The 18,768-nt window shown below is 62.1% G+C and carries 5 protein-coding genes; 2 read left to right on the plus strand and 3 right to left on the minus strand.

What is annotated here, in order from left to right:
• Together RN01_RS05500 and RN01_RS05505 are read right to left on the minus strand one after the other, a co-directional pair.
• Positions 1-11,549 (minus strand): MBG domain-containing protein (locus RN01_RS05500; RefSeq protein ID WP_039016653.1); only part of this gene is annotated, 11,549 nt, incomplete at its 3' end.
• A gap of 165 nt (positions 11,550-11,714) precedes the next feature.
• Complete coding sequence (locus RN01_RS05505) at positions 11,715-13,331, minus strand: ShlB/FhaC/HecB family hemolysin secretion/activation protein (RefSeq protein WP_158664400.1); 1,617 nt, start codon at positions 13,329-13,331, stop codon at positions 11,715-11,717.
• 473 nt (positions 13,332-13,804) lie between these two features.
• Here RN01_RS05505 and RN01_RS05510 point away from each other — a divergent pair, with 473 nt between their 5' ends.
• Positions 13,805-15,688, plus strand: coding sequence for a peptide transporter (locus RN01_RS05510; RefSeq protein WP_158664401.1), 1,884 nt, complete (start codon positions 13,805-13,807; stop codon positions 15,686-15,688).
• Between the two features lie 419 nt (positions 15,689-16,107).
• Here the strand turns inward: RN01_RS05510 and RN01_RS05515 are convergent, their stop codons facing one another.
• A complete protein-coding gene (locus tag RN01_RS05515) occupies positions 16,108-16,368 on the minus strand; it encodes a fimbria/pilus outer membrane usher protein (protein WP_024569675.1) in 261 nt (86 codons plus the stop codon).
• A gap of 870 nt (positions 16,369-17,238) precedes the next feature.
• Between RN01_RS05515 and RN01_RS05520 the strand changes: the two genes are divergently transcribed.
• Positions 17,239-18,264, plus strand: coding sequence for an EAL domain-containing protein (locus RN01_RS05520; protein WP_227874131.1), 1,026 nt, complete (start codon positions 17,239-17,241; stop codon positions 18,262-18,264).
• Positions 18,265-18,768 lie beyond the last annotated feature (504 nt).

Here is an 18,768-nt window from a genome sequence, read left to right on the forward strand (position 1 = left end):
CCCGTCAGCGTGTTCGCCGCCGTGTCGGCAAGCGACACGTTCACCAGGTTGCCGTTCGCATCCCGGCTCTGCACCGTGCCGTTCACCAGGCCTGCGGTCGTGTAGGCCAGCGTCGGATCGTCCGAGCCGTAGGTCTTCGTCGCGTTCGAGGCGTTCACCGTCAGGTTCGCCGCCGTGATCGTCTCGTTGGCCCCGGTGGTGTTGATCGTCAGCGCATAGTTGTTCGTCGACGCCAGGCTGCCGTTGGTGATCGCGTAGTTGCCCACGCCCTCACCCGACTGGCGGCCCAGGCTACCCGTCAGCGTGTTCGCCGCTGTGTCATTCAGCGTCACGTTGACCAGGTTGCCGTTCGCGTCCCGGCTTTGCACCGTACCGTTCACCAGGCCCGCGGTCGTGTAGGCCAGCGTCGGGTCACTCGTGCCGTAGGTCTTGGTGGCGTTCGAGGCGTTCACCGTCAGGTTCGCCGCCGTGATCGTCTCGTTGGCCCCGGTGGTGTTGATCGTCAGTGCATAGTTGTTCGTCGACGCCAGGCTGCCGTTGGTGAGCGCGTAGTTACCCACGCCCTCACCCGACTGGCGGCCCAGGCTACCGGTCAGCGTGTTCGCCGCCGTGTCGGCAAGCGTCACGTTCACCAGGTTGCCACTCGCGTCGCGGCTCTGCACCGTGCCGTTCACCAGGCCCGCGGTCGTGTAGGCCAGGGTCGGGTCGTCCGCGCCGTAGGTCTTGGTCGCGTTCGAGGCGTTCACCGTCAGGTTCGCCGCGGTGATCGTCTCGTTGGCGCCCGTGGTGTTGATCGTCAGCGCATAGTTGTTCGTCGACGCCAGGCTGCCGTTGGTGATCGCGTAGTTGCCCACGCCCTCACCCGACTGGCGGCCCAGGCTACCCGTCAGCGTGTTCGCCGCCGTGTCGGCAAGCGACACGTTCACCAGGTTGCCGTTCGCATCCCGGCTCTGCACCGTGCCGTTCACCAGGCCTGCGGTGGTGTAGCCCAGCGTCGGATCGTCCGTGCCGTAGGTCTTGCTCGCGTTCTGCGCCGTCGCCGTCAAACTGGCTTGCGTGATCGTCTCGTTGGCCCCGGTGGTGTTGATCGTCAGCTGGTAGTTGCTGCTGGCGTTGCCGCTAGCCAGCGCCAGGCTGCCGTTGGTGAGCGCGTAGTTGCCCACGCCCTCACCCGACTGGCGGCCCAGGCTACCGGTCAGCGTGTTTGCTGCCGTGTCGACGAGCGTCACGTTGACCAGGTTGCCGCCCGCGTCGCGGCTCTGCACCGTGCCGTTCACGAGACCCGCGGTCGTGTAGCCCAGCGTCGGGTCACTCGTGCCGTAGGTCTTGGTGGCGTTCGAGGCGTTCACCGTCAGGTTCGCGGCCGTGACGGTCTCGTTGGCACCGGTGGTGTTGATCGTCAGTGCATAGTTGTTCGTCGATGCCAGGCTGCCATTGGTGATCGCGTAGTTGCCCACGTTCTCGCCCGACTGGCGGCCCAGGCTACCGGTCAGCGTGTTCGCCGCCGTGTCGGCGAGCGTCACGTTGACCAGATTGCCGCTCGCGTCGCGGCTCTGCACCGTGCCGTTCACCAGGCCCGCGGTCGTGTAGCCCAGCGTCGGGTCGTTGGTGCCGTAGGTCTTCGTCGCGTTCGAGGCGTTCACCGTCAGGTTCGCGGCGGTGATGGTCTCGTTGGCACCCGTGGTATTGATCGTCAGCGCATAGTTGCCGCTAGCCAGCGCCAGGCTGCCGTTGGTAATCGCATGATTGCCCACGCCCTCACCCGACTGGCGGCCCAGGCTACCGGTCAGCGTGTTCGCTGCCGTATCGTTCAGCGTCACGTTCACCAGCGCACCGCTGGCATCCCGGCTCCTCACCGTGCCGTTCACCAGGCCCGCGGTCGTGTAGCCCAGCGTCGGGTCGTCCGTGCCGTAGGTCTTCGTCGCGTTCGAGGCGTTCACCGTCAGGTTCGCGACGGTGATCGTCTCGTTGGCACCCGTGGTGTTGACCGTCAGCTGGTAGTTGCTGCTGGCGTTGCCGCTGGCCAGCGCCAGGCTGCCATTGGTGAGCGCGTAGTTGCCCACGCCCTCACCCGACTGGCGGCCCAGGCCACCCGTCAGCGTGTTCGCCGCCGTATCGGCAAGCGACACGTTCACCAGGTTGCCGCTCGCGTCGCGGCTCTGCACCGTGCCGTTCACGAGACCCGCGGTCGTGTAGCCCAGCGTCGGGTCACTCGTGCCGTAGGTCTTGGTGGCGTTCGAGGCGTTCACCGTCAGGTTCGCTGCGGTGATCGTTTCGTTGGCGCCCGTGGTGTTGATCGTCAGCGCATAGTTGTTCGTCGACGCCAGGCTGCCGTTGGTGATCGCGTAGTTGCCCACGTTCTCACCCGACTGGCGGCCCAGGCTACCCGTCAGAGCCGTCGCCGCCGTGTCGGCGAGCGTCACGTTCACGAGGTTACCGCTCGCGTCGCGGCTCTTCACCGTGCCGTTCACCAGGCCTGCGGTGGTGTAGCCCAGGGTCGGGTCGTTGGTGCCGTAGGTCTTGGTGGCGTTCGAGGCGTTCACCGTCAGGTTCGCCGCCGTGATCGTCTCGTTGGCCCCGGTGGTGTTGATCGTCAGCTGGTAGTTGCTGCTCGCGTTGCCACTGGCCAGCGCCAGGCTGCCGTTGGTAATCGCATGATTGCCCACGCCCTCACCCGACTGGCGGCCCAGGTTGCCCGTCAGCGTCGTGGCTGCCGTGTCATTCAGCGACACATTGACCAGATTGCCGCTCGCGTCGCGGCTCTGCACCGTGCCACTCACCAGGCCCGCAGTGGTGTAGGCCAGCGTCGGGTCATCCGTGCCATAGGTCTTGGTGGCGTTCGAGGCCGTCACCGTCAGGTTCGCCGCGGTGATGGTCTCGTTGGCGCCCGTGGTGTTGACCGTCAGCGCATAGTTGCCGTTGGCGGCGAGGCTGCCGTTGGTGATCGCGTAGTTGCCCACGTTCTCACCCGACTGGCGGCCCAGGCTGCCGGTCAGCGTATTCGCCGCCGTGTCATTCAGCGTCACATTGACCAGATTGCCGCTCACGTCGCGACTCTGCACCGTGCCGTTCGCCAGGCCTGCCGTCGTGTAGCCCAGGTTCGGGTCACTCGTGCCGTAGGTCTTCGTCGCGTTCGAGGCGTTCACCGTCAGGTTCGCCGCCGTGATCGTCTCGTTGGCCCCGGTGGTGTTGATCGTCAACGCATAATTGCTGGACGCCAGACTGCCGTTGGTGATCGCGTAGTTGCCCACGCCCTCACCCGACTGGCGGCCCAGGCTGCCCGTCAGAGCCGTCGCCGCCGTATCGGCGAGCGTCACGTTCACCAGGTTGCCGTTCGCATCCCGGCTCTGTACCGTACCGTTCACCAGGCCTGCGGTCGTGTAGCCCAGGGTCGGGTCGTCCGTGCCATAGGTCTTGGTGGCGTTCGAGGCGTTCACCGTCAGGTTCGCCGCGGTGATGGTCTCGTTGGCGCCCGTGGTGTTGATCGTCAGCGCGTAATTGCTGGCCGCCAGACTGCCGTTGGTGATCGCGTAGTTGCCTACGCCCTCACCCGACTGCCGGCCCAGGCTACCCGTCAGCGCCGTCGCTGCCGTGTCGGCGAGCGTCACGTTTACCAGATTGCCGCTCGCATCCCGGCTCTGTACCGTGCCGTTCACCAGACCTGCGGTCGTGTAACCCAGCGTCGGGTCGCTGGTGCCGTAGGTCTTGGTGGCGTTCCAGGCGTTCACCGTCAGGTTCGCGGCCGTGATCGTCTCATTGGCGCCCGTGGTGTTGATCGTCAGTTGATAGTTGCCGTTGGCGGCCAGGCTGCCGTTGGTGAGTGCATAGTTGCCCACGCCCTCACCCGACTGCCGGCCCAGGCTACCGGTCAGCGTGTTCGCCGACGTGTCGGCGAGCGACACGTTGACCAGGTTGCCGCTCGCGTCGCGGCTCTGCACTATGCGGTTCACCAGCCCTGCGGTCGTGTAGCCCAGCGTCGGGTCGTTCGTGCCGTAGGTCTTGGTGGCGTTGGAGGCCGTCACCGTCAGGTTCGCTGCGGTGATCGTTTCGTTCGCGCCCACGGGATTGAGCACGAGTGCATAGTTGTGGTTCGTGAAGTTCAGACTACCGAGCGTGAGCGCGTAGTTGCCCACGTTCTCGCCCGACTGACGACCGAGATTGCCCGACATCACGCCCGTGCCCGTGTCGTCAACGGTCACGTTAACCACATTGCCGCTTGCATCATAGCTACGCACCGTGGTGTTGATCACGCCCGAGGTCGTGTACGGCAACACCTGGTCATTGGTGCCGTAGACCTTGCTCGTGTTCTGCCCCGTCACTGTCACCGTCAGGTTGGCCTGCGTGATCGTCTCCTGCGCGCCCGCGAGGTTGATCGCCAACCGGTAGTTGCCACTGGCGTTGCCGCTGGCCAGGCCCAGGCTGCCGAGGGTGTACGCGTAGTTGCCCACGCTCTCGCCCGCCTGGCGGCCCAGGCTGCCCGTCAGCGAATTCGCTACCGTATCGGCGAGCGTCACGTTGACCAGGTTGCCGTTGGTGTCATAGCTCTGCACCACGCCATTCACCAGGCCAGCGGTCGTGAACGCCGGCCCCGGGTCACTCGTGCCGTAGGTCTTGCTGGTGTTCACGCCCGTCACCGTCAGGTTCGTCGGCGTGATCGACTCCTTCGCCCCCCCAAGGTTGATGGTCAGCGCGTAGTCGCCGTTTGACGCAAGGCTACCGTTGGTGAGCGCGTAGTTGCCCACATTCTCGCCCGTCTGACGCCCAAGGCGGCCTGTCATCACGCCGGCCATCGTATCCGTGCCCTGCAGACCCGACAGCGTATAGGTAAACAGGCCATCGTTCGTGCCGTACACCTTACTGAAATTGCCCACCGTCGCCGTGAGCGCTGCTGGCGTGATGTTCACGGTCAGCCCGGCAAATGAGACATTACCGTAGCCGCTCACGCACGAACCCAGCGTCCCGGCCGTCACTGACGCGGAGGTCGGCGCCACGACTACCGACCAGCATCCCACGTGGGCACTGGCTGCCGAGCCTTGACCCACGCCGCCATCGAAGTTGAAGACGTACGTATCGCCGTCGAAAGTCGTGGTATGCGAGCCCGGCGACAACACCACGGCCACATTGTTCGAGCCGTCATAGACCTTGTCGGTCGCCGTCGTGCCGGCCGTCAGCGGCAGCACCGGCTCTACACGGTATATCAGGTTGATACCGAAATTGGCGTTCGCGCTGGCCGTGCTCGCGTTGCTGCCGAAGACCTTGTTGTACAGCGTACCGTTCGGCACCAGCGTCTGCAACGTCGCCGAGTTGGCGTTGCCCGAGTAGATTGCCAGGGTCCTGCCGACCCCCACGCTCGCCCTCTGGTTGCCGGGGTTGGTCAGAATCACGTCGCCAGCCGTATCGGCCCCGCTTGCCAGGTCCAGTACACCGCTCTGGCCAGCCGCCAGCGTAATGTTGCCGTTACTGGCCGCCAGATTGCCGCTCAGCGTCAGATTGCCCTGCTGGGTAGTGAGGCTAATGCCCGCCGTGGCACTCACGTTGGTCGACACCGTCATGCCATTGGCGGCCGATGCCGTCAGCGTGCTGTTGGCCCCCGACAAATTGACCGGCTGGGTGAAATTCAAGGACCCGTTGGCAACCGTCAGGTTCGCCGAACCCGTGCCCGTAAGGCCTGCCAGGGTGGTGTTGCCAACCGTGTTGAAGACCAGATTGCTGTTGTCCGTGATGCTGCCAGTGCCGATCCAGTTGCCCGCTGTCCCGTTGCCGACCTGCAGGGTGCCGTTGTTGATCGTGGTCGCCCCAGACAGATTCACGGTGCCAAGCAGCGTGCTCGTGCCACTGCCTTGCTGCGTCAGTGATCCGGACCCGGAGATATTGCCGGCGACCGAAATATTGCCCGATGTATTGAAGATCAGCGAGCCATTGTCACTCACCGCACCGGTGCCAAGCCCGGTACCACCATTTACTTGGAGCGTTGAACCGCCCGCTATGCTGGTGTTACCGGTGTAGCTGTTGGCGCCGCTAAGGGTGGTCGTTCCAGAGGTGACCGCCAAGCCGCCGCCGCCGGAGATGGCGCCTGAGAGTCCGACCGAGCCTCCCGTCGAAAGGGTAGTGCCATTCCCCACGTTAATCGGCTGGCCGACCACCAACGCTTGAGCCGATCCCGAAAGGCTCGCATTCCCCTTCAACACAATCTGATTGTTGATGACGACTGTCCCGCCCTTTGGATTCGTTCCCGCCGATAACGTCGTGCCATCCAGCATCGTGATCGCACCGCTGCCGAAACCGGGCTGGATGCCGTTGTAAGGATCCATCCCCACGGAGAGCGTGCCACCAGCGATGGTAGTACCACCGCTATAGTTGCTCCCCGATTTTGCCAGCATGGTAAGGGTTCCGCTTCCCGTCTTGACCAGACTGACCGAACCGTTGCCGTCTTGAATCACCGGGGCAAACCAACCACTGCCAATACTCACCGTGGCGGCGGTGGTGCTGCTATCGGTGATTCGTCCGCCGCCACCATTGACGGCTCCGGCAATAGGACCGTAGTACGAGCCATCGTTGATCGTACCGATCGAGACATTGTTGCCCGCGAGGTCCAGTGTGCCGTAGAAGTTGGCATTGTTGATGTTCAAGCCGCTGGCATTGGCGACCAGCGTGCCACTCAAGGTGACGTTGCCGAGGGTCGTATTCGCCGCATCGACGCGCAGCGTGCCGTTCGTGTTGACATTGACCGTCGAGGCAGTGCTGACCGCCGTGTTGGACTGCAGCTCCAGTGTCGCCCCCCCCAGCACAGTGGTTGTGCCAGTGTAGGTATTGGTACCGCTAACAAACAGCGTGTGGTTGCCCATCGCCGTCAGGCCCAGCGCGCCCTGCTGCGTATTGCTCACGGCCACCGGCAAAGTGTAGTTGCCGTTGGACGTATCGATGCCGAACATCGCACCTGCCGCAAAGCCGCCGGACGGAGCATTCAGATTCGTCAGCAGCGTGGTGATGTCGCTGGTAGTGAAACCCGTGCCGTAAGCACCGTTGCCCGTCATGACCGCCAGCGTCGCACCGTTGGAGACCAGGATACGATTGGCGGTCCACTGCGAGGTATCACCGCCGAAGAGCGAGCTCTCCGTCGCAAAATCCAGCGTGCCACACTGCACCAGGATGCGGCCCTGCAGCGTGATGTTGCTGGCTAGGATCGTCGTGCCGGTACCGTTCTGGACGAGGTCCCCGGTCCCCGTGTAGTTGTAGTTGAAAACGATGGTGTTGTTCTGCGTGAACGACAGCGTGGAGTTGTTGACGATCAGCGAGGTGTTGCCAAAATTGCCACCGAGCGTACCGCTGTTGATCGTCGTGACACCGCTATAGGTGTTGTTGCCAGAAATCGTTTGCTGATTGCCGGTGCCCACCTTGGTAATGGACAGCACGCCGCCGCCGGCAGCGGGTCCGTTCTTGAGGACGCCGCTGAAGGTCTGGTTGGTATTGTCCCCGCCAACGGTCAACGTCGCATTGGCGCCGTTGTCGGTCACTGTGCCGTTGCCCTGCAGCGAGCCGATGGTCGTGTTCTGGCCCAACAGATCGTACGTGGTACCGGTAGACAGATTCACGCTGGTACTGGCCAGAGAGGTTCCGGTCGACGTCAGCGTGGTGTTGTTGATGACCTGTGTCTGACCGGTGTAGGTGTTGGCACCGGTGACGGTGAGCGTCTTGCCCCCATCGGCCACCAGACCCAGCGTGCCCTGCGCCGTGTTGGTCAGCGCCTGGCTGAGGGTGTAGTTGCCGTTGGCGGTGTCGATACCAAAGTAGCTGCCGTTGGCAAAGCCGCCGTTGGCGGCATTGAGGTTGCCCACCAGCGTCGCGATATCCGTGTCAGTGAAGCCGGTACCGAGAGCGCCACTGCCCGGGCGCACCTCCAGCGTCGCATTGGCGGCCACCTTGATATTGGCCGCCGTCCACGCGGCCGTGTTGCCACCGTACAGAGAATTCTCGGTGGCAAAATCCAGTACCCCGGATTGCACCGTAGTCGTGCCGGTATAGGAGTTGTTGCCCGCGAGAATGACCTTGCCGTTGACGGCGTTGACGCTCAACGAACCCGTACCGGAAATGTTGTTGACCAACGTCAACGGATTGTTGGTGTTATAGAAATTCAGGTTGCCATTGTCGGTCACGTTGCCGGTGCCGATCTGACCGCCGCCGGCGAGCTCGATCTGCCCGCCACTGTTGATTGTGGTCCCGCCGCTGTAGGTGTTGTTGCCGGTGAACTGTTGGTTCGTATTGCCAGATTTCACCACCGACACCGTGCCCGTGCCGTCCTTGATCACACCACTGAAAACTGCGCCACCACCGCTCGCACCATTGAGGGTGAGCGTGGCATTGGCGCCATTGTTGAGGACCTGTCCACCACCCTGGAGGTTGGCCACCGCAACGTTGAACCCGTTGAGATTCACGCCACCGCCGTCATTCAGCGCCCCCGAGCCGAAGGCCATTGCCGAGCCTGCGATCAGCCAGGTGCCGCCATTGGTGGTGGTGGTCCCGGTGTAGGTATTGTTTCCCGTGAGCGTGAGGTTGCCGCTGCCGGATTGCCACACCTGGCCCCCGCCACTGATATTGACCGCGAACGTGGCCGGGGTGTTCCAGTTAAATTGAATGCCGCTGTTGTCAATGACCTGCGACGTACCCGACAGCGATGAGCCGGCCTGGAACGTCATCCAGGTCCCGTTGATCGTGGTCGTGCCGGTGTAGGTCAGGTTGCCGTAGACATAGAGCTGGCCGCCGCCCGTCTTGTTCAGGTTGCCCGAGCCGCTGATGTTGTTGTTGAGGTTTACGGCACCCGAGTTGTTGAAGATCAGGTTGCCGTTGTTGGTAACCGCGCCACTACCAAGCGTGCCCGTGGGAGTATTGTTGCCCACCTGCAGCGTGCTACCGGCATTGACAGTGGTCGTACCCGTGTAGGTGTTGTTGGCAACCAGGGTCACCGTGCCGCTGCCGGCCTGAGTCACGCTGGCAGCCCCGCTGATCACGCCGTTGACCGTGCTAGTCCCGGTCGAGCTAAACAGCAGGCCGCTGCTCGCCTGGAGCGTGCCATTGAGCGTGGTCGCCGCCGCGCCATTGACCGTCAGGTTTTTGACATTGATGTTGCCCGTGGTCGTCGTCCCGCTGTTGAAAGTCAGGTTGCCCGCCGTGATCGCCTGACTGGCCGTGGTCGCGCCAGCACTGTTGAACACCACGTCGCCGGTGGTGTTAACCGGCGCATTGAACGTAAGGGTTCCTGCGCCGCCATTTCCCACCTGGATCGTGCCGCCGGTACCCGTGATGCCCGTAGGCAGCGTGACGTTGCCGGCAAAGATCATCTTGCCGGCAGTCTGGTTCATGCTGGTGACCGCCACGTTCTGCGAGAACAGGGTAGTGCCTGCCCCCGACTGCTTGATATCGCCGTTCCCGCTGATGGTGCCCGTCACGGTCGTGTTGCCCGACTGGTTGAACACCAGGTGGCTGTTGTCCGTCACCGACCCCGAGCCCAGGCTGCCGCCCGTCTCCACCTGGAGCGTACCGCCGCTGATCACGGTGCTGCCGCTATAGGTGTTGGCCCCCAACAGATACAGCGTGCCGGAGCCCGCCTGGCCGACCGAGCCCGCACCACTGATGACGTCCGCGACCTGCATAGGCCCCGACACGTTAAAGATCAGGTTGCCGTTGTTGACGATGGCACCCGTTCCCAGCGTGCCAGACGCACTGCCATTCCCCACGTTCAGCGTGGTGGTGGCGCCGGAAATGTTCGTGCCGCCGGTGTAGGTGTTTGTGCCAAGCAGGGTAAATTTTCCGCCACCGCTGACCGTCAAACCGCCGCTGCCGCCGATGCTGCCGGTAACCGTCGAGCCTGCACTCGCTGCGTTCAGTACCAACCCGCCATCGATGCCGTATTGCCCCTTCAGTTGCACTTCGTAGGCATTGAGCGTCAGCGAGCCGCCGGTGTGGCTCGTGATGCTGACGGTGGAATCATCGTAGGTCAGGTTGCTGGCCGTCAGTGTCACGTTGCTAGTGGCCAGCTCGGCCATGATCTGACCGTCAGTGATCGAACTGTTCACCGTGGCGCAGACGCCATTGACGTTGGAGCTGGTATTGCCACCCGCCGCGCCATGCGTGATCTGGATGTTCAGCGGGTCAAGCAGCAGCGTGCCCCAGGCACCATGGTTCGCCCGGGTATCGACGCTCGTTAACGGATTGAACTCCAGCAGGTTCTTGCTGGACGTCTCGACCATGCCGCCGTTGCCGCCAAGCTGACCGCCACGCGCGGCGATGCGGCCGTTGAAGGCCGTCTTCTGATCCGACCACAGCACGACCGTGCCGCCGTTACCATTCTGAGTCGCCGAAGCATCGATACTGGAGTTTGCGTCCATCGCAACGGTATTGGCGTGGACCACATTGCCCGCACCGTGCAGGTTCCCGCCCACCAGTACCTTGCCGCCACCGCTCGCGCCGGTCGCGTTGATCTGCGTGCCGCTCAGCGCCACGTCCTGGCCCGTCACGGTGGCGTTACCGCCCTGGCCCGTGGCACCGCTGACATTGATCTGCGCGCCGGCAAGACTGACCTGCCCTTGCGGACCGCCCTGGACCGTGACGTTCCCGCCGCTCGCCCCGGAGACATCCACTACCCCCGACAGATTGATCACGTTGTTGAGCAGCGTCCCGGCGGCGTTGGCCGTCAGCAGGACCTGTCCCCCTTCCGCCTTGATCACACCCGTGTTCTGGATGCCCGCATTGGCCGACGCCGCATCGAGCGTAAAGCTCACCATCTGCCCGTTGGACAGCGCCAGCGTCGCCTTGTCCCCGGCCGCCAGCACCACATGCCCGTTCGGCGCGTTCAGCGTCCCGGCATTGCGAACCTGATCACCGGCCAGCGCGATCCAGCCTCCCGCGCCCACCGACAGGTTCCCCTCGTTGACCACCAGGCCACCACCGGTTCCGTTGCCCCCGAGCATCAGCTTCGCGCCATTGCTCATGAACGCATTGGGGTCGATATCTTTGGTCGTCGCCAGCAGTGCCCCGGCATTTACCACCGCCCCATTGCCGAACACCACCCCCTGCGGGTTCACAATGTAGACCTGCCCGTTCGCGGTCAGCGTGCCGAGGATCTGGGTGCTGCCGTTCATCCCGACCACCCGGTTCAGCACCTGCGCCGTGCTCGACGGCTGCACGAACTGCACACTGTTGCCCGCCCCGACATTGAAGCTGTCCCAGTTGATCACCGCGCGTTGCGACGCCTGGTTGATCACCATCTGATTAGCGCTGGGCGTCTGGATTGTGGCGTTGCCGCCCGCGACCTTACCACCCTGCGGCAAGGCCTGCGCCAGCACCCCAAGCGGCATGACCGTGCCACACAGCAACGCCACCGCCAGCTTCATCATCTGCAGCGGCGCGAGCCATACCGCCCCGCTCCCGCCCGCGCCCGCTGTCTGTCCGCCACCGGCGCTGCCACCCTTGACACAGGAGGTAGCGCTCTCCTCCACTGCCATCAGGAGGCCGCGCTTCTTGTTGAATACCAGGCGGTAGAGTCGCTTGTTCATGGTGATTGGCTCTTATGCAAAATACCTTCCTGAAGCGCTGCCAAAAACTGTGCAATTCGGCAGGTTCAAGAGGGCTTCGACCTTTGCATCAACAAAATAGGGGCAGAGGTCTGTACAGGTCAGTTGGGTGTAACGTGCGCAGGCGATGCGTGTAATGCGTCGCGATCAGAATCGGGCGGTAATCGACGCTAGGAAGCGGCTATTGGCACTGCCCGGATAGTTCACGGAGTCCGGGCTGCCCGGGAACTTTCGTGCCCAGACGAGGCTGCCCGTGATCCCATGGGTCGAAACCCAATCCAGGCCCAGCCCCCAACCGGCCAGCGTTCGCTGGTTAGACAGATTCGCGTCCGCGTATCCATTGACGACCTGCCATCCGGTATAGGGATGACGGTTCACCGAGCCGCTGGCCACATCGACAAGCGGGCCGAACGCGAGTCGATCGCCGTTGGGCAGGGAGAACAATCGACGCAACTCAATGCTCGCCGCTACACCAGTGTCCAGCAGGCCTTCGTCCGGCCGATAGGCACGCACACCGGTCTGCCCGCCGATGGAAAGCTTCTCTGAGGCATCAAGATTGCGAGAGGCAAGTTGCCCACGCATGGTGCCGAGCAGGTACCAGTTACCGTTGCCAAGATTGAGCTTGCCGGTGCCGTTGGCGCTCCATTTGGCATAGTTGCCGAGCGTACCTGTGATATCCGTCACCTGCAGGTCCTGCGTGACGTGGCCATAGGACAAGGCCGTCGAGGCCGTCCAGTAGCTCCCGCCCAACTGGATCTGCCTATCTCCCGAGTCGCCGGTCAAGCTGATCCGCCCGGAACTCAGCCGCCGCGGACCGAAGGCGCTGATGCCGTTCACGCTTTGCCGCGAGTTGGTGTTCAGGCCATCCAGGGCTACGGTCCAATTGCGGTCCAGACCACGAACGATTGGATAGGACACCCCCGCAGAAACCGTATCCGCACTGCCCCGTGCGCCCACCCGGGAGACCGAGTAAAGCGAATGCGAGTAAGCCGCCTGCCCACGCAACCCGCGATCGCCCAGCGGCACCGAGCCTTGCAACGACCCGGCGAATTGACCTTCATCCGTGCCCAGCGCGGTCATCTGCCAGAGGTCACCGATACGCAGCGGATCGGTCAGCGATACTCCGGCGAATGCCCGATACACGCCGCTGGCCGGAAAGCCGAGGTTGTCGACGCCGGCATAACCACCAAACATTGGCGCGCTCGACTCGGTCGTAATGCCAACAGCAGTCTGACCGATCCCAACACCCTCGGGGCTCAGCGATACCGGCTGCAACCTGACACCGGGAATATCCTGCAGCAGCAACTGGGCACGTTCCAGACCGCGTGAGGTCATCGTGCATTCATCGCCAACCCCATCCGGACACAGTGCCTGGGTGGCAACGCTTTCGATCTTCGTGTCTTTCACGCGCGAACTGTTCTGGACCCGGACCGCGCCAACCTTGCCTTCGAACACCAGCAACGAAAGCTCGCCTGTGCGCTCGAACCGTGCCAATCCCGCAGGGGTCACAACGACCTGCGCCACCATCATGCCGGAGTCACGCAACTGCTTCGTCAGCTTATTGGCCAATTCCTGCACCTGGGACTTGTCCAGGGTCTTGCGAACCGCTTCGGAGACCGCCTCGTCAAGAATCTGACGCGTCGCGGGTTGCGTGACCGCCCCTTCCCACGCCACCGATTGCACGAGAACAGGCCGCCCGCGTGTGCCGGTGGTGCCTTGCCCGTAGGCAAGGTGAGTCAGTAACCCCATGGAAATCGCAGTCATGGCTGCAAACAGACGGGGACTGCGATGGGGGAGATTTCTACACATAGTTGGTTGCAATCGCCATGGGCCAGGCATGCAGCCTTTGGCGCACTGGCAATCATCCGAACCCATAGCGAACGGGATATTGGATGACGGAATGATCGCGCTTCGATACGCGGAAGGCATTAGGCTCACGCCTAAATGCGGGATCGACTCGCCGTGTCGGCTCCGCGTCGGCACTCCCGGCGTGCTGCACAAGCTTCTCCCATCTCCCCGGCATTTGCGCAACTTATAGGCCTGCGCCTACTTACTATGCGACCCGCCGCTACGACAATTGCGGTCAATGCTGGCGGTGCGGATGCCTCGAGTTTCCTGGTTGGGGCCCCAATCAACGACCTGTGTTTGGCGGGGCGTCCACGACGTACCCTACGAATGGTTACTCTATTGGCCCAGTTCCCCGGCCCGAAAGTGGTAACGGGCGGTCTGGATGAAACATGGAAACGGTTGTAGATAAGACTGAAGCAATTGCGGGGGAAGTTGCGCCGACCCAAGGCCTCCAGACGGCAATCGCCTCTGACGCGTGGTTCTCCCTCGAGCGGTTCGAGACGCTCGCCTATGCGCGTCAACATGAGGCGGCAACGCGCGAGTTCATGCATCTTCTGCAAATGCTGGACCGAAACTACGGCGCGTTGGACATGCACTTCGCGGCAACGACAACCGCTTCGCGCATCGGGCTCGATGTGGATCAGCACATCGTCAACCGGATCTGCAGCGCATTGACGGCACTCTTCTCCGACCCAACGTTCCACCTGTCGATCGACGGGGCGCGTCACCTTTTCTTCCTGCACCGTTGGGTGTCGACGCTCTTCGCGGCAAGCACGTTCGGCAATGCCGATCACATCCTGCGTGCTTTGAACCTCAATGGCCCGGGTGCCCATGACGTTCAGATCCGCCAGGAGCACGTACTCAAGTTCTGCATCCTGTACACGCCGAACTCCGAAATTCCGCTGGATATGGACGCAATGTGGGCGTTCAACAAGAACGTGGCGGCTTCTCTTGCCTGTTCGCTACTCTCGCCGCGCTTTCTTGGCATGCCATCAGCGCATCATAAGCGTGAGGTGCTTTTGCCGTGGCTGACCGCGAAGCTCGACCAGATCGAGGATCTCGCCGTGTTGCCGGTGCAGATCCTTCACGATGTCTACATGCATTGCAGCTACGCGGACGCTCGCGACAAACACGCCATCAAGGCACCCATCAACCGGCTGGTTCGCAAAAAGTTGCTCGAGCAGGGCGTGACCGACATTGAGACCAAACCGAAAAAGCGTGCCAAAGGCGAGAAGCCTGTGATGCTCGTGGCGCTGGAATGGTTCTCTGGCGCCCACTCGATCTACCGGACGCATTCCGCGTCGCTGCGCGCCGCACGCGAACAGTTCAGGGTGATCGGTGTTGGATTGAAGGACCTGGTGGACGATCTGGGTCGCGAGGTATTTGACGAATTCCGGGAGATCCAGGGCGACCCCGTAACGTTTGTCAGGGAGCAGGCGGCCACGTTGCGGCCGGACGTCGTGTACTACCCGGCCTTCGGCATGTTTCCGTCGAGCATTTTCCTGACCAATCTGCGTCTTGCGCCAGTCCAGGTGGTTTCCTACGGACACCCAGCCACATCGAACTCACCATTCATCGACTACTTCGTGCTGCCGGAAGACTGGGTGGGTGATCCGGCGTGCTTTAGTGAGAAGCTGCTACCTCTACCCAAGGAATCCATGCCGTTTGTGCGCTCCGCAGCAGCCATTGAGGTGGAGCCGAAGCTTCGCGAAACGCCGGACACGGTACGTATTGCGGTGGCCTCGACACCAATGAAATTGAATCCTGGCTTCCTGGGCGCGCTGGCCCGAATTCAGCGCGAATCGAGAAAACCTATCCAGTTCCATTTCCTGACAGGTCTCACGCGAGGATTGATGAATCTGGAAATGCGCCGATTCATTCATGCGTACCTGCCAGATGCCGTGATCCAGATGCACCAGCCTTACGCGGAGTACATGGCCACGCTCAACGAATGTGACATGTATGTCAATCCGTTCCCGTTTGGCAATACCAATGGCATTGTGGATGTGACGTCTATCGGTCTGGTTGGCGTCTGCAAGACAGGGCCAGAAGTACTGGAACATATTGATGAAGCGATGTTCCGTCGACTTGGTCTGCCGGAATGGCTGGTTGCACACAATGAAGACGAGTACGTCTCGGCCGCCCTCCGGCTGATCGACGAGGATGGAACCCGTTTGAGTCTGCGCAGGCAAATGCTGAAGGACAAGGCCGCGGATGCGTTCTTCCAGGGCAAGCCGTCAGGGTTCGGACAAGCATTGGCGGGTCTGGTCTGAGCGGCGGATCCTGCGGCAGGCTACTCAAGTTCGTTGTGTACCGGAGAGATCTCTGGGAGTCCACGCTACTGTGGTACTGGCGTGGGACTGGACGACCATGGCCGCCGAAGTGCCGGCGCTTACGCTGCCAATGTCCGCGTCCCACGGAAAAAGTGAGAGGAGAGATCTACCGCCGCATTCGGCGCGTCCGTCGACAGGCATCGGCTGAGTTGAATGGATTCTGATGAATGCACGCTTCCTATTCCTTCTGAATACCCTGATTCACGCCGCTTACGGATAGGACAGGACCACGTTTTATCAAGGCCGGTCCGGTAGTCTGTCTCGCCAGTCTGACGTTGGTATTCGTTCTGTGATCAACTGAGAGGTAGCCAACGCAAGTCGCCCTGATCATCGCAGTTGCTCTGCTATGTGTACGCCCGTCACCGTTTCCTGCAGGCTGGTGCTGCCCGATGCATCATGCTGCAGGCTAGGCTGGTCTTCGAATACGGCGCCGGCGGATTCTGGCCTGGCGGAATGCCTACGTAGAGCATCACGCGGTTGTCCCACTGATTGGTCGTGACGTTGAGCTGGCGTGAGACCGAAACGCCGTAGTTGATGCGCTTGTAGCTGTTGTTGTACCCCGCCTGAAGCTGGGTATCGCGACCATTGCGGTTCCAGTAGTCCTGTACCGAGCCTGACACCTACCTTGAGCGCATCCGTCATCTCAAGCTCGGTTCCGTTTGCTATCGCTGTGGGGCCTCGTTACTGCGGAGGCCGACTATCGCGGAGGCGTGGAAACGGCTTCCGTGTCCGGGCTGCGCTGTCCAGATTGCTCACAGAAGATGGCGTGCGAGCAAGTCGACGAAGTCTGAGCAATGGGTGGAGATCGCGGCGTATACGCTGGCTTCGCGCGAACGCCTGGGCTCATCTTGGCATCTTCCAAAGATTAGGCGTTGGCTTATAGATCCGTAGTCGGTGCTAGCGGAAAGTGGCATAGGACGAGCGCGAGTACAAAGTGACTTTACTCCGGACTCGACATCGCTTAGTGGCTATCCACGTTGGTGCCGTTCTTGCCGCAACAGGTCTTGCAAAGAGCAATCTTGCGGGCGGACTGCTATGTCACGATGGCCGATGGAGTTCTCGCGCAGGTGGCTGCGGCGTCCGCAGCGGTGGCCTGCGAGGGTCCCTGTTCCGATGCCAACCGGGATCTGCATTTCGAGCCCACTCGCGGCGCATTGTCCGATGCCCACATTCTCGTTCTCTGGGATACCTGCGAGTGATCGGAGACTGCCCATACGCCGAACACTGCCGCTAAGGCCGACATCCATCGCTTTCCCCGACTATTCCATGAATCTGGTATTCGCTTCGGTACAGCTGCTCTCCTTATGTCCTCGTAGATGCCCACCAACGGGTGTCATCTACGAGGACAGCGATTGTCCGGGCCAGCTGGTTTCGACCGAGCTTGGGGCCATGCCCCGGTCGATCAAGGTGATGTTTGACCTTGCACTTGAGCGCGGCTCCGCGTCTTCGATGTCGTGACCATCCCGCCACCGTACATCGCCCGCAATCGCGTGACTGCACTGCTGCAAGAGGGCGGGCTTGAAATGCACTACCAGCCCATCGTCGGGCTCAAATCGGGCAATGTCATCAAGGTCGAGGCATTGGCTCGCCTTCGCGACGGCAACTGTCTCCTGATGCCGGGCGAGTTCTTGCCCGCCCTGTCAGGTGAGACCCTTCTTGAGCTTTATTCGAAGGGCCTGGAGCAGGCATTGCGACAGCGCACCGCATGGGTGGGCCAGGGAGTGACACTCGGGCTCTCGATCAACCTGCCGCCTGAGGCGTTGGGCGATGACCGCTACTACGAAGCGACGTGCGCAGCGCTGGCCGCGAACCGGTGTCCGCCTGCCACGCTAACGCTCGAATTGCTTGAGAGCGGCGAGGTGCCGGAGGGGAGCATTGCCATCGCAATGCGGAAGTTCAAGGCGTTGGGAGTTCAACTGGCGGAAGATGACCTCGGTGCCGGCTACAGCAGCCTGACGAGGCTGCGTCAGTTTCCGTTCGACTGGATCAAGCTGGACCGCGGGATCGTCAGACTTGCTGACGGTGACAAGACCGAAGCGCTGCGTTTCATTTTTCTGCTGACGCGCCTCGGACACGGGCTGGGCAAGCAGGTCGTGGTGGAGGGTGTGGAGTCCGCCGATTTACTGGAGGCAGTCCGGTTGCTCGGCGTCGACGCCGCGCAAGGCTATGGTATCGCCCGCCCGATGCCGGCCGGCGATGTTATGCCGTGGTTGCGCAAGCAAACTGAACGACGCGATTCCGGCCATCCGAGTACATCGCTGGGCAGGCAGGCTTGCCTGCTCATGTTCGAGGAGCAGCTACACCTGATGGCAGGGAGCGTGTCGCGGGGCAACGAACAACCTCCTAGGCGTATGTCATTGCAAGTTGATAACCTGAAAGCAGAACTGGATGCCATCTCCGATCCCAACGGTGACTGCGCGCGAGAGACGAAGGCACTGCTTCATGCTGCGATATCACAAGGCATCAATAGTCCTGAGTATCGTCAGGCGCGCCGGGATCTTGTGGCAATGATATGAAGTTTGGTTTTCAGATGCCGGATAGAGGGGGCGCGGAATAGGATGAGGATCACGACACGCCCCGTCGTCCTTCAGCGTCTTGATCACGAAGCGCAAGGCTGTACGTTGACCGGCGCGATGGTCAAGCCTGCCCAGGCATCGTGGAGCTCATGCGTACGATCGCCGAGGGGCTCTTCCCACCCTCCTCCCTTATCGCGATAGAACCGCCAAACGTTCTAGTAAGGGAGATTGATCGATGGAGGGAAAAAAACCCCAAGTCGCGGGGAGCGGCTTGGGGTGCGGGAATTTCGGTTTTAGGGGTCAACCACAACCGAACGGGGTAGCCAACGAGAGATCGTTGACTACGGCATCGAAGATACTCGGTGTAGTCCTGGACTTCTATAGGCCTAGCCCTAAAGCGCGTAGCGTTGCTTTTGGTATCTTCCTGATGCAACGTCTGTCGACGCACCACCGCACGATGACGCGAAATAGGACTAACTGCCTAAAGACGGCGCTTGTCGCGCA

The sequence above is a fragment of the Cupriavidus sp. SHE genome (assembly GCF_000812445.1).
Classification (GTDB): Bacteria; Pseudomonadota; Gammaproteobacteria; order Burkholderiales; family Burkholderiaceae; genus Cupriavidus; species Cupriavidus metallidurans.